General features: G+C 68.6%; 11 protein-coding genes and 1 pseudogene. 2 read left to right on the top strand and 10 right to left on the bottom strand.

Translation table 11 applies throughout. The annotated features are described in order from the left end of the window. Nucleotides 1-187 precede the first annotated feature (187 nt). Nucleotides 188-1,513 carry a PhoH family protein gene (locus tag ACIBK5_RS36140; protein WP_399026465.1) on the bottom strand — a complete coding sequence of 442 codons (1,326 nt, stop codon included), beginning with the start codon at nt 1,511-1,513 and terminating at the stop codon, nt 188-190. Between the two features lie 416 nt (nt 1,514-1,929). Continuing rightward, nucleotides 1,930-2,703 carry an isoprenyl transferase gene (locus tag ACIBK5_RS36135; protein WP_399026463.1) on the bottom strand — a complete coding sequence of 258 codons (774 nt, stop codon included), beginning with the start codon at nt 2,701-2,703 and terminating at the stop codon, nt 1,930-1,932. Between the two features lie 757 nt (nt 2,704-3,460). Here ACIBK5_RS36135 and ACIBK5_RS36130 point away from each other — a divergent pair. Continuing rightward, entirely contained in the window at nt 3,461-4,666 is a 1,206-nt protein-coding gene (locus ACIBK5_RS36130; protein ID WP_399026461.1) for a winged helix DNA-binding domain-containing protein, read from the top strand. Here ACIBK5_RS36130 and ACIBK5_RS36125 read toward each other — a convergent pair. From ACIBK5_RS36125 to ACIBK5_RS36105, 5 genes and pseudogenes are all read right to left on the bottom strand, one after another. Then, nucleotides 4,667-5,241, bottom strand: a pseudogene (locus ACIBK5_RS36125) (hypothetical protein). Continuing rightward, complete coding sequence (locus ACIBK5_RS36120; RefSeq protein ID WP_399026459.1) at nt 5,238-5,699, bottom strand: GNAT family N-acetyltransferase; 462 nt, start codon at nt 5,697-5,699, stop codon at nt 5,238-5,240. Before ACIBK5_RS36120 ends, ACIBK5_RS36125 begins: the two are co-directional and overlap by 4 nt. A 55-nt stretch (nt 5,700-5,754) precedes the next feature. Continuing rightward, nucleotides 5,755-6,633 carry an LLM class flavin-dependent oxidoreductase gene (locus tag ACIBK5_RS36115; protein ID WP_399026457.1) on the bottom strand — a complete coding sequence of 293 codons (879 nt, stop codon included), beginning with the start codon at nt 6,631-6,633 and terminating at the stop codon, nt 5,755-5,757. Between the two features lie 279 nt (nt 6,634-6,912). Then, nucleotides 6,913-7,878 carry a hypothetical protein gene (locus ACIBK5_RS36110; RefSeq protein ID WP_399026575.1) on the bottom strand — a complete coding sequence of 322 codons (966 nt, stop codon included), beginning with the start codon at nt 7,876-7,878 and terminating at the stop codon, nt 6,913-6,915. A gap of 47 nt (nt 7,879-7,925) precedes the next feature. After that, nucleotides 7,926-8,585: a hypothetical protein gene (locus ACIBK5_RS36105; protein WP_399026456.1), complete on the bottom strand. Its 660-nt coding sequence runs from the start codon at nt 8,583-8,585 to the stop codon at nt 7,926-7,928. A 337-nt stretch (nt 8,586-8,922) separates the two neighbouring features. Here ACIBK5_RS36105 and ACIBK5_RS36100 point away from each other — a divergent pair, with 337 nt between their 5' ends. Continuing rightward, nucleotides 8,923-9,300, top strand: coding sequence for a DUF192 domain-containing protein (locus ACIBK5_RS36100; RefSeq protein WP_399026454.1), 378 nt, complete (start codon nt 8,923-8,925; stop codon nt 9,298-9,300). Between the two features lie 171 nt (nt 9,301-9,471). Here ACIBK5_RS36100 and ACIBK5_RS36095 read toward each other — a convergent pair whose 3' ends face one another. From ACIBK5_RS36095 to ACIBK5_RS36085, 3 genes are all read right to left on the bottom strand, one after another. Then, nucleotides 9,472-10,311 (bottom strand): hypothetical protein, encoded by an 840-nt coding sequence (locus ACIBK5_RS36095; RefSeq protein WP_399026452.1) that lies wholly within the window; start codon nt 10,309-10,311, stop codon nt 9,472-9,474. Between the two features lie 58 nt (nt 10,312-10,369). Next, complete coding sequence (locus tag ACIBK5_RS36090) at nt 10,370-11,056, bottom strand: hypothetical protein (protein WP_399026450.1); 687 nt, start codon at nt 11,054-11,056, stop codon at nt 10,370-10,372. Between the two features lie 173 nt (nt 11,057-11,229). Further along, complete coding sequence (locus ACIBK5_RS36085; RefSeq protein ID WP_399026449.1) at nt 11,230-11,970, bottom strand: hypothetical protein; 741 nt, start codon at nt 11,968-11,970, stop codon at nt 11,230-11,232. Nucleotides 11,971-12,167: the final 197 nt, after the last annotated feature.

The following is a 12,167-nucleotide window of genomic DNA, read 5'->3' as shown; positions in this document are numbered from 1 at the left end:
CAGGAGTGAGACTCTGCCGTAACACGACGGGGCAAGGCAATTCTGTGCTGGGTGTGAAAGCTCACATCCCGTTTGGCCCAGGAGATTCACGGAAACTGTCACGCGCGAAGGCGCCGCCCGGCTAGGCTCTTCGCCTTTCCGGACGGCGCCAACTACTGCGTAACCACCACCGCTTGGGGCAGGGCGGTCAGATCTGCCCGTCTTCGAGCATTTCGGTCACAAGGGCAGCGATCTGGGACCTCTCGGACCGGTTCAGGGTCACGTGCGCGAAGAGCGGATGCCCCTTCAGCTTCTCGACGACGGCGACGACACCGTCGTACCGGCCGACCCTGAGATTGTCCCGCTGGGCCACGTCATGGGTGAGAACCACCCGCGAATTGGCCCCGATCCGGGACAGAACGGTAAGAAGCACATTCCTTTCCAGTGACTGTGCCTCGTCCACGATCACGAACGCGTCGTGCAGCGAACGCCCCCGGATGTGCGTGAGCGGAAGCACCTCCAGCATCCCGCGCGCGGTGACCTCCTCGATGACCTCCCGGCTGGTGACCGCCGACAGCGTGTCGAACACGGCCTGCGCCCAGGGGCTCATCTTCTCCGCCTCGGAGCCGGGCAGATAGCCGAGCTCCTGCCCGCCGACCGCGTACAGCGGACGGAAGACCATCACCTTCTGGTGCTGACGGCGCTCCAGCACCGCCTCCAGGCCCGCGCACAGCGCCAGCGCCGACTTTCCGGTGCCGGCCCGGCCGCCCATGGAGACGATCCCGACGTCCGGGTCGAGCAGCAGATCGAGCGCGATGCGCTGCTCGGCGCTGCGGCCCTTGATGCCGAACGCCTCACGATCCCCGCGTACGACACGGATGTTGCCCTCGGGCGTGACCCTGCCGAGCGCCTTGCCGCGCTCGGACTGGATGGTCAGACCCGTGTGCACCGGGAGATCGGCGGCCTCGGGGACGTAGACGTGCCCCTCCTCGAAGAGGATGTCCACCTGCTCGCCCGGCAGGGTCAGTTCGGACATTCCGGTCCAGCCGGAGGAGTCCGTGATGGCGAGTTCCGCGCGGTACTCCTCGGCGAGGAGCCCCACGGACGACGCCTTGATCCTGAGCGGGAGGTCCTTCGACACGACGGTGACGTCGAACCCCTCGGCCTGCAGATTGCGGGCGACCGCGAGGATGCGGGAGTCGTTGTCCCCCAGGCGGTAGCCGCTGGGCAGCACGCTGGGGTCCGAGTGGTTGAGCTCGACACGGACGGTCCCGCCTAGGTCCCCGGTCGGAATCGGGGAATCCAGACGGCCATGACGAATCCGGTAGTCGTCGAGCAGACGCAGGGCCTGCCGGGCGAAGTAGCCGAGTTCGGGATGGTGCCTCTTGGCCTCCAGTTCCGTCACCACGACGATGGGGAGCACGACCTCGTGCTCGTCGAAGCGGCTCAGGGCGTTGGGGTCGGCCAGCAGAACGCTGGTGTCGAGGACATAGGTGCGCCGGTCTGGCTTGTGGCGCTTTGTGCTGGTCACCACGGAAGGACGTACCCCCTCGGATGAGGTCGGGGAGCGACGGAGTGGAAGCTGGACCGGGAGGGGTGGGAAAAATCCCGACCGGTCGTCGGCCGCCCTGCGCGGGCCGAGAACCGGCCCTCCCGCCTCTTCATCCGTGCTGTGACCGCACGATCGGGCTGGTGCAAAGGGCCTCCCGGGCGGACGGCCCCGTGCCGTCCGCTGAGATACGACACCCGTGGTTCGGGCGTCGACCTGACTGACTTATGCCCTCGAACGAGCGTCGCCATGCCACGGCATATGACGGCGAGCCGGTGAACTCCGTGTTACGTGTGTCTTCGGAGGGGTACCGGGAAGCGTTGCGACGTGCGGTGACCACGGTGCCCAGCCGGCTGCCGGGCGCCGCACGGCTCCCTCGGAAATGTTCAGCGTTGTACGGCTCAGCCGCCGAAGCGCCGGTGGCGGGCGGCGTAGTCGCGCATGGCGCGCAGGAAGTCGACCTTGCGGAAGGCCGGCCAGAACACGTCGCAGAAGTAGTACTCGGAGTGCGCGGTCTGCCAGAGCATGAATCCGGACAGCCGCTGCTCGCCGCTGGTGCGGATCACCAGGTCGGGGTCGGGCTGGTCGCTCGTGTAGAGATGACGCCCGATCATGTCGGTGTCGACGGCCTCGGCGAGCTCCTCCATCGAGGTGCCCTTCTCCTGGGCGTCGAGCAGCATCGAGCGCACGGCGTAGGCGATCTCCTGGCGGCCGCCGTAGCCGATGGCGACGTTGACCAGTATCCCGTCGACGTGCGCGGTGGTCTCCTCGGCCTCCTTCAGGACCGTCTGCATCCCGGAGGGCAGCAGGTCGGGAGTGCCCACGTGGTGCACACGCCAGCGGCCGTCGGCGGCCAGGGTGCGCACGACGTCCTCGATGATGCCGAGCAGCGGGCCGAGCTCTTCCTTCGGACGGTCGAAGTTGTCCGTGGACAACAGCCAGAGGGTCACGACCTCGACGTCGGTCTCACTGCACCAGCCGAGGAACTCCTCGATCTTCCCGGCCCCGGCCCGGTGGCCGTCGACGGTGCTGGAACCGGCGGCCTTCGCCCAGCGTCGGTTGCCGTCCATGATGACGCCGATGTGCTTGGGCACCTGAGCGTGGTCCAGGTGGCCTTCCACCCGGCGTGCGTACAGCCTGACCAGCAGGCCACGCAGCTTGTCGCGCAGGTTCACGTGATTGTCAGCCCCTCCGTAAGGATCGGACAGGCCGCGATGTGCGGCCCGGTCGTGGCCGCGGGCGGTCCCTGCCCGTGTGGCAGTCCCCGGAGGCGAAGCCTACCCCCGGTGCGCCACCGGGCCGCCAACGGGTGCGGAGCGAAGGATTCCGGCCGGTGTCCCGGCCTGTCCCCGCACAGAAAAAAATCGGGCCGGTCCGTGGGGGGGAGACGGACCGGCCCGAGGGGGGGTTTCCACCATAACCCTTCGTAAGTGATGCTGCGTGCATCGGCGTGCCGCAACTACTCTCCGGAGCCGCCCGACGACGGGGCGATGCCCGCGGAGGACCTCACTCATGGCTTGTTCTTGACCAAAACCCGGCCGATACGCTGCGAAATCGGGCACCCTCGGACGGGATCCGGGGGATTTGACGCACCTTGAGGCCTGCTCGGCGAGTTGTCCTCGGCATCCCTCCGACGGGTGACCCGGCTGCGAACGCCGGCTTGACCCCGGAGCGGCCTCGTCGATACCTCAACAGGGAGGCCCTGGCACCGCGCAGCCCCCTCCACTGCGCGGTACCGCCCGCGCAGCTTTGCTGACGCGAATTACCTTGGTCTGAACTTACGTGAGCGGCGGCACCGAAGGCGAGCCGCGGGCGATAACGATGTGAAAAACATCGACGGAAGTTGCGCAAGTGGAGTGAGTGAAAGGAGTGACTCACCTGCGAGGGGCTAAGAGGACAGTTTCTGTCCTCATTGGCGCCTAACGTCGCTCCATGACGACGACCGTGAGGATCACATGGGACGCCGCGAGCGCACGGCGGGCGGAGCGGCAGTTCCTGGCCAGGCCGGCCGGGAGCGGCACGCCGGTCGCCGAGGTGGTCGGCGCGATGGCCGGCGCGCACGCGCAGGTGCTGTCAGCGGCCGAGGTCTCGGTGGGAGTGCGGACGACCGGGCTGACGCGGGCGGATGTACGGACCGCGCTCTGGGACGACCGGTCCCTGATCAAGACGTACGGTCCGCGCGGCACCGTACATCTGCTCCCGGCGCGTGAACTCCCCCTCTGGTCGGCCGCCCTGACGGCGGTTCCGACCGGGCCGAGCCCGTTCCCGCCCGGTGTGCGGCTCACCGAGGAGCAGGCCGGCCAGGTCGTGACGGCGATCGGCGACGCGCTCGACGGCAGGTATCTGACCCTCGACGAGCTGACCGAGGAGATCGTCGCCCGTACGGGCCCGTGGGCCGGTGACCGGGTGATGCCGGCGTTCCAGGACCTGTGGCCGCGCTGGCGGCAGGTGATGCACCGGGCGGGCTGGGCGGGCACGCTGTGCTTCGGCCCGAACCGCGGTCGCAAGGCGACGTACACGCGCCCGCCGCGTGCGGAGTCGGTGGGCGGTGCGGAGTCCGTGGGGGGTACCAGGTCCGCGAGGGGTACGGAATCCGTGGCTGATGCTCTGGGCACCTTCGTGCGCCGCTATCTGCACGCCTACGGACCGGCCACTCCGCAGCACTTCGCGAAGTGGCTCGCGGCACCGCCCGGCTGGGCCACGACCCTGTTCGGAGAGCTGGCCGCCGGGGGCCGTATCGAGGAGGTCGACTTCGAGGGGACACCGGCGTGGGTGGCGGCGGGCGACACCGACTTCCCGGAGGGGCCCGCCCGGGGTGTGCGGCTCCTCCCCTACTTCGACGCGTACGTCATCGCCGGGCAGCCCCGTGAGCGGCTGTTCCCCGGGGAGGCGTACCGGCGCGCCCTCGCGGGCGGCCAGGCGGGCAACTATCCGGTGCTGCTCGTCGACGGTGTAGCGGCGGGGGTGTGGCACCAGCGGCGCCGGGGCCGTCGTACGACCGTCACGGTCGAGCCGCTCGGCCGGCTGACGGCACGGCAGGAACGGGAACTGGGCGAGCAGGCGGAGCGGGTGGGCGAGGTGCTGGAGGCGACGGCGGAGTTGGTGGTGGGAGAGGTGACGGTGGGGCCGCATGCGTGATCAGGGGTGGTGGCGGGGCGAGGGTGGGTCCGGCTTGCGGGCGTCGAAGAGGTGGCGGGTGCTGTGGGCGACGAAGGGCCCCTCGGTGCGGATCCGCTCGTGCAGCGCGCGGAGCTGTGGCTCGTACGCCTCGACGGTGAAGCCGGGAACCATCCAGACCACCTTGCGCAGGAAGTGCACGACCGCGGCGATGTCGTGGAACTCCATCCGCAGCCGCTCCGCCCGCAGCTCGACGATGTCGAGCCCGGCGGCCTCGGCGTCGGCACGCTCACGGTCGGGGTGGCGCCCGGCCCGCACGTCGTCCGGCTGCGGCCCCAGAAAGAACTCGACGAGTTCGAAGACGCTGGCCGGCCCGACGTGCTGGGCGAAATAGGTCCCGCCGGGCTGGAGGACCCGGGCGATCTCGTCCCAGTGCGGGCGGACGGGATGCCGGCTCACGACCAGGTCGAAGGCGCCGTCGGCCAGGACGGCCGCGCCTCGGTGGCCCGCCCCTCGAACCAGGAGAAGTCCCAGCCTTCCGTGGGGACGGAGGCCCCTTCGGCGACAAGGTCCTCGAAGGTGCGGTGCGGTCTCACGAGAGGACCAGCACGACATGCTCGTCGTCTCCGTGCCGGACGACGCCGTCGCGGCGGAAGCCCTGCTTCTCCAGGAGACGTACCGAGCCGGCGTTCCCGCTGACGGGGTCGGCGTACAGCGGCCGGTTCCGCTCCCGCTCCAGGAAGAGGGCCAGGGCCCGGCTGCCGATGCCACGTCCCCAGTACGGGCGTCCGAGCCAGTACCCGAGGAAGCGGCGGTCCCCGTCCCACCAGGCGATGACGCTGCCGGCGACGTCTCCGTCCACGGTCACGGTCCGCACGAAGACGGTGTCGTCCCCGAGGACCTTGGCCTTCCAGTGCCGCATGAACGCGTCGCGCGGCCGAGGCGTGAACCTCGACCGCCGGACGGCTTCCGGATCGTGCTCGTACTCCAGGAAGAACTCCAGATCGGCTTCCGCCACAGCCCGCAGCCGCACGTCCACGTCGTCATCGCTCATGCCCGGAGTGTGGCAGCCGCCACTGACAACGGCCCTCAACGGAACCGTTCGGCCTTCAGGGAACGAGCGGACGCACTTCCTCGGCGACGAACCGCACGAACCCCTCCGGGTCGGGCTCGTCCCCGGTCGGTTGCAGCACCACGGTGTCGGCCCCGGCCGCGGCCAGCCGCTCGACGGCCTTGGCGACGGCACCGGCGTCCCCGGCGACCCCGAGGTCCGGAACGGACTCGTCCCCCTCGTCGGCCAGCTCGGCACGGAGCCGGTCGGCGGCGCCGGGCCCGGTGGCAGTGAGCAGATAGACGACAACGGGGTGCGGCCCGTCCCCACGCCCGGCTGCCTCCCGCCCCTCGTCGATGAGCTGCCGCGCCTTCCGCACGCCCTCGGCGTTGGTGGAGGCGGTGAGGATCGTCCCGTCGGCGGCCTCCCCGGTGAGCCGCAGCGACCGCGGCCCGGTGGCCCCGGCCAGCACACCGCTGCCCGTGTCTTCCGGCGGCCAGTCGAGTCCGACATCGTAGAGCGTGACGTACCGCCCCTCGGTGGTCACCCGCTCCCCGCCCAACAAGGCCCGAAGCGCGACGAGATGCTCCCGCAACAAGGTCACCGGCGACTCGACCCGCGCCCCCACCTGCCCCATCCAGCTCTGCACACCATGCCCCACACCGACGATCGCCCGCCCCGGGAACATCCGATGCAACGAGGCGACCTCCATGGCCGTGATGGCGACGTTCCGCAACGGCACAGGCAACAGCCCGACCCCGACCCGCACCCGCTCGGTCCATGCGAGGGCCGCGGCGGCGGTGGAGATACCGCCCTCACGGAAGCAGTCTTCCCAGAGCCAGAGCTGTTCGAGGCCTGACTCGTCGGCCAACTGGGCTACGGGTCGGAGTCGTTCTGGGGCAAGTTGAGGGCGAAAGACAGCGCCAAGTCCAGTCATGCTGCTGTTCCTATCCGGCCCGGCAGGAGACGGACAAGGCATTGGAGTCGGAGGAAGGCCGGATTCGGGGGCCGGCGTGCGCAGGCGATGTCTCGCCAGGACACGGTGAAGAGGGAGTGGAGGATTCCTCCGCTACCTCCCTCCACGTCGTCACGGTGCATCCCAAGGGAGCAATGGACCGTGCCCACCTCACACAGTGCATGGAGCTTAGAAGCTTCATGAAGTGCGCGGCGATCAGTCTGAAGAGAGCGATCACCCGACCGCGATATCTCAAGATGATCAGCGGTTGACGGCCTGGATTTCCTGTACGACGACGTCCTGCGTGGCTCCGAACGTGCCGTCGGGGAGGTTGCCGCCCGCACCGCCGCTACCGGTCCAGTCGATCTTCCAGGTGACGGTGGCCTGGAGTGGGTACGTGCCGTTGCCCGAGGAGCGCAGGTACCTCACTCCGCAGGGCGGCGTCTGGTCTGCCTTGCCCTTGGCGTAGGGCTCGCCGATGCGGCCGTTGTTGATGTCGCAGACGCCGGAAGCCGGGTAGGTCACGGCGTCCTTGGTGCCCGGTTCGATCCTGAGCGACTGCGGTACGGCGGTCGCGGTCGCCGTGATGCCGATGACCGGTACGGACGCGGTGACGGAGACCGGCTTGAAGTCGGCTGCGTCGAGCCAGGACCAGGTCGGCAGGTTGACCTTGGTCGCGGCGGCGGGTGCCAGGGTGACCTTGGTGCCGGGGACGCGGATCTCCGCGTAGGCGAGGTCGGCGAGGATCTTGGGAGTGACGGCGTTCTCGATGTTGGCGGGCGGAGGGTCGCCCTGGTCGACCCAGAAGGCGGGCTTCGTGCAGGCATCCCATCCCGGGGGGAAACTCTCGTCGACGTACGAGTCCCAGAAGTAGCCCTTGCCGGTCTTGTCCTTGTTGAAGTCCTTGTACGGGTGCCCGTTGACGTAGCGGTCGCGCTGCTCGGCGTCCCACTCGTACCCCGTAGAACCCGCTTCCCAGGTCGGCTCCAGGGTCTTCTGTAGTTGCTCCGGCGTGTACTTGGGGGCGTACCAGCAGGGCGGTGGCGTCCAGGAAGTGGTCGACGTCAGGGCGCCGGCGGAGTCGCCGGTGCCGTTCTTGGAGCGGTCGAAGACGACGCCGCCTACGGTTACGGAGACGGTGCCGTCATCGCTGGCGTCGGCCTGCTGCGTTTCACCATCCGTGTCGCCGAACCCCTTTTCCGCATAGGCAGGGCCGGCAGCAGCCAGGGCCAAAGCGGCCAGGGCCGACGCGAAGAGTAGGAATCTGGCAGGGCTCAAGGCTGGCACTTCGCGCTCCCCCGCTGCGAAATCAGTCGCTCGGTGATCCAAACGCCCTTGTCGCTCTTGCGCAGGGTGCCGGCGTAGACGACGTAACTGTCCTTCGTCACTGTCGTGACATCGGTCTTGCCGCTCTTCAGAAACTTGTTGAATGCCTTGCTCTGGTCTTCGCAGTACACGAGTGCGGCGGTGCCGTCGCCCTTGATGGTCACGCTCTCGTTGTAGTAGCGGGTCAGACCAGTAGTGCGCGCCTTGTGGTCGACGAACTCCTGGATGTACTTCTGACTTCCGGCGGCGGCTGTGCCTTCCGAGTAGAAGCGGTAGGCCCTGTCGAGCGGAGCCTGCTTGGCGATCGCCATGTCTACGGCTTTGATGCGCTGCTCGGCATCGTTGAGCACGGCGTCCTTCTGCGCGTCGCCGGTCTTCTTCCAGTCGAACTTGTAGGTCACGTCCGCCGGCAGCTCGATCTTCGGCCGGTCGGCCGAGTCCGCAGCGCTCGGCGAGGGGGAGGCGGACGCCTCGTCCCCCGTGTCGGCTCCCGCGATCTTGTCGTTGTCCTTGCTCTTGGAGCTGTCATCGCTCCCGCACGCGGACAGCGTCAGGGCCGCAGCGGCGGTCAGCGTGAGCGCTGCGAGGAAGGTGGGGCGGCGGTTCACGGTCGGCTCCCGTTAAGAGGCGAGGCTTCTCTTGAGCGAACCAAAGCTATACAGCGGGGTGGGGCTGCACCAGGGTGAAGGTTGTCAACTGGCGGGGTGTATGGGGAGAAAACGGTGATTCGCCGACCGGTATGAGCCGTAACGGTTGCATAACACGAGGAATTGCCGGGCCCATTGGGGTGCTGGGCGGGGCGTTTCAGTCATGAACCAGCAAAGGGCCCGGCAATGGGGTTGGGCCCGTGGGCCCATGTGGGGCCTACTCCCCTGCGGATACGTTCGGGCGGACAGCCGGTGGCAGGTTGACGAGTGACAGGTGACACGGTCGGAGGGGGCCTGTATGAGGCGGGGCTGGCGGGACGGGCGTGGGGAGTTGGTCGTGCGCGGGGATGGTGGGGGGCCGTCCGTCCGCGTTCCGTTGGAGATCGCCACCTCGTACCGGGCCCGCACGAAAGGGCTGTTGGGGCGGGATTCGATCGAGGGGGCGATTCTGCTCTCCCCCGCCAATAGCGTGCACACCTTTCGTATGCGTATGCCGATCGATGTCGCCTATCTCGATCGGCACCTTCGCGTCATCGCCGTGCGCACCATGCGGCCGGGGCGGCTGGGAATGCCTCGGCTTCGGGCGCGGCATGTGGTGGAGGCGGGGGCTGGGGTGATGGGTGAGTGGGGGGTGCGGGAGGGGACCCACGTGGAGGTCGTCGTATGTGGGAGCTAGTCGCCGGCCGGCGTCTCGCTTCCCGTGTCAGCTGCAGCGGACTTGCCATCGCCCGCGCTTCTGGAGCTGTCAGTGGGGCAAGGGTTCACGGTTGGCTCCCGGCGAGGTGGGGCCTCTCTTGAGCCCGCCAAAGGCATACAGCGGGGTGGAGGGAGGAGCGTCTCGAGCGTCTCACCAGGGCATGTGGCGAGGGACGCGGTTCTGCCACCAGGGGGCCGCTTCCACGTTGTCTTGTGTGGGCTTGGGCACGGTGTGCTCGCTGAACGTTTGGTCGAGGCGGGTGACCGCGTCACGGAGGGCATCCGCGTGCTCCTCGCCCAACTCCGGGACGACTCGTTCCAGGGAGTCTCTGGCCTCCAGGTCGCGGTGGAAAAGGTCAGCTCGGTAGCGATCCGACGGGGCCCAGTTCGAGGCGAGTCGATGGGTCAGCCTTTCCCACACGCGCAGGTAGCAGTGCACCTGGCCTTCTGCGCTCGCTGTCGCGCCTGGGGGGAGGGTGGCGAGGACGGTGTCGGAGAGGGGAGTGGGGATGGGCTCTCTGTCGAGGACCTCGGGGAGGACCTCGATGGTTGCCCGGGGCAGGCTGGGTACCTCCTCCTCAACCGCGTCGATCACGTGTACGGGTGGTTCGTCGTCCGAGGACAGCAGACGGGCGCGGACGGAGTGTCCCGAAGAGGTCGCCAGCCAGTACGCCGACGGCGGAAGGTCCTCCTCGGCTGGGTACAGGACGGGAACGCCCAGCGCTGCCGCCAGGCGTCGTGCGAGTTCGGGCTCGGGCGGCGCCTCGTTGACCAAGGCGTCCTCTACGTAGATGTCCAGGGCCAACGACAGGTCGCCGCGCAGTCTGATGTAGCCGCACAGGACAGGTGCGGCCCAGTCGCGTTGGCTCTGGTCGCCGTCCCGGTCGGCCACGTCCACATCGGCGCCCTCCGTCCGTACCGCCTCTGCCAGGGCCTCGGCGAGCGACGCGGGCGGAATGGACGCGCCGGCAAGGAGCAGGTCATAGATCATCGACAATCCCCGTTCGTACACCGTCTGCGCGGAAGAGCATGGCCTCGATCTGGTGCTGTCAGCGGCTCGTTCCGCCGCTCCCCAGGTCGAAGAGTGTGCTCTGTGCCGCTTCCGCGTTCTCCCAACTCGCCGGGCCGTCCGGCTTCACCGACAGCCGCTCCAGTGCCGTCCTGGCCTCCGGGCTGTCCATCGCGCCGAGCAGCTCGATGGCCGAGTCGGCGCCGATGTCCTCGGTCACGCAACGCTCGGCCAGTTCCACCGACCAGTCGGCGAAACGGCCCGGGGCAGGATCGAGAGTCAGCCAGCGGAACACCGAGTCGGTGATGTCGTCCCGCAGCGACGGGATCATGGCCAGCATCGCCGCTTCGACGTGCCGTACGACGTGCCGCTGCAGCGGATACAGCTGCGGTCGGTCCTGCCACGCACTGACCAGTGCGCCCACGCCGGACCATGTCACCGGGCTCGGGCGGGGCATGGCCTCCCCGACGGCCTGATGGAACTCCTCCCAGGCATGCCACAAGAGGCCGGGGGACGGGGGCTTCGGCACTCGCGGAGCCAGTTCCGGGTCTTCCAGGAGTACGGTCACCACTCGCCGGGCTTCCGCCAGTCGCTCGTCGGTGCGGGGCAGTTCCGCGATCCGGCTCCGGTCGCACTCGTCCCAGGGCTGTGGCAGGGAGCGCAGGGCGCGGGGCAGGACGTAGTCGCCCTCCGGATCGCGCCATCGTGCGACCTGCGGATCCCACATCTCCTCGGCATTCGGCTCCGTGCCCGGCTCACTTATCCGTGCGTCCCACCACCGTCCCGTCTCCGTCGTCCGCTCAGTCGTGGGGCATGGGTTCACGGCCGGCTCCCGGCCAGTGGAGAGGCTTCTCGACCTGCCCCTGGCGGCGGTCGAGATCCTCCCGCAGATCGGGGGTGTCATGGCACCCACTGCTGCGCGGTATTCCTCGTCGTGGCCGACAGGCTCGGGTCGAAGGCCAGTCGCGCCAGGGCTTCACGGCTGCCCGGCACGTCATGCGTGCGGTGGAGGAACCAGATGGCTTCCTGTACCGCGCTGCCGCGCCGGGCGCACCGCTCGGCGAGTTCCGCAGCCCAGAGGGCCGTTGCCGAGAGAACAGCCGGTTCCTTGTCACCTGCTGCTCCTCCGCCTTGTGGGAGGTCAGCGAGCCAGCGGAAGACGGCTGCGGTGACCCGGTCAGCGATCCTCTTGCACCAGACCTTGGGGAAGCACGCGGCGTCGATGCCTTGAAATTCGAACCCCAGCGACTGGCACTCGCGCCACGCCTCGTTCATTCGCTCGCGAGTGACCAGCCGCGGGTACGGCATCAGGGCGCGCACCACCTCGGCAATGGCACTGCAGTCCGCCGGAGCGTCACTGCACAACTGCGTGTCATCCGGCACCCGCTCGACAGTCAGACACCCCTCCAATGCTGAGCGCGCCTGGGCGAGGGTCTGTGAATCCGGGGCGGTGGTACCCCAGCCGAAGTCGTTCTGCCATGAATACGGAAGGTCCTGCAGCCCTTCGGGCAGCAGCGGCTCCTCTTCGCGGGTGTCTTCCCGGGCACGAACGTCGTACACCGAACGGCGTAGCCCGAGAAGCCTGGAACGCACATGCGGGCGGAAGTCCCGGACCTCGTCGTCGTTTACGAGTGCCCTCAAGGCTTGTTCACCGCGCGGACGACCGAGTGAGACAAGCAAGCGCACCGCCGCCTCGAGTGACCCGGGACGTGGTCGGCATGATTCGGGTCAACCAGGCGTCTGCCTCGTCCAGTATGTGGTCATCGCGGTCTTCGTAGAAGTCCCGTAGTTCTTCGTCCCAGTTGTGCACGCTCTGCCGTCGGTCCGGCAGGCAGGCG

This window comes from Streptomyces sp. NPDC050546 (genome assembly GCF_044457425.1).
In the GTDB taxonomy this organism is placed as follows: Bacteria; Actinomycetota; Actinomycetes; order Streptomycetales; family Streptomycetaceae; genus Streptomyces.
The sequence above is the reverse complement of the archived record's forward strand: the minus strand, read 5'-3'. Positions and strand labels throughout refer to the sequence as shown.

Coding starts and splice junctions, on each gene's coding strand:
- ACIBK5_RS36115 (WP_399026457.1), bottom strand. CDS start 6,633: ATGACTGGACTTGGCGCTGTCTTTCGCCCTCAACTTGCCCCAGAACGA.
- ACIBK5_RS36095 (WP_399026452.1), bottom strand. CDS start 10,311: ATGATCTATGACCTGCTCCTTGCCGGCGCGTCCATTCCGCCCGCGTCG.
- ACIBK5_RS36090 (WP_399026450.1), bottom strand. CDS start 11,056: ATGTGGGATCCGCAGGTCGCACGATGGCGCGATCCGGAGGGCGACTAC.
- ACIBK5_RS36130 (WP_399026461.1), top strand. CDS start 3,461: ATGACGACGACCGTGAGGATCACATGGGACGCCGCGAGCGCACGGCGG.
- ACIBK5_RS36100 (WP_399026454.1), top strand. CDS start 8,923: ATGAGGCGGGGCTGGCGGGACGGGCGTGGGGAGTTGGTCGTGCGCGGG.
- ACIBK5_RS36120 (WP_399026459.1), bottom strand. CDS start 5,699: ATGAGCGATGACGACGTGGACGTGCGGCTGCGGGCTGTGGCGGAAGCC.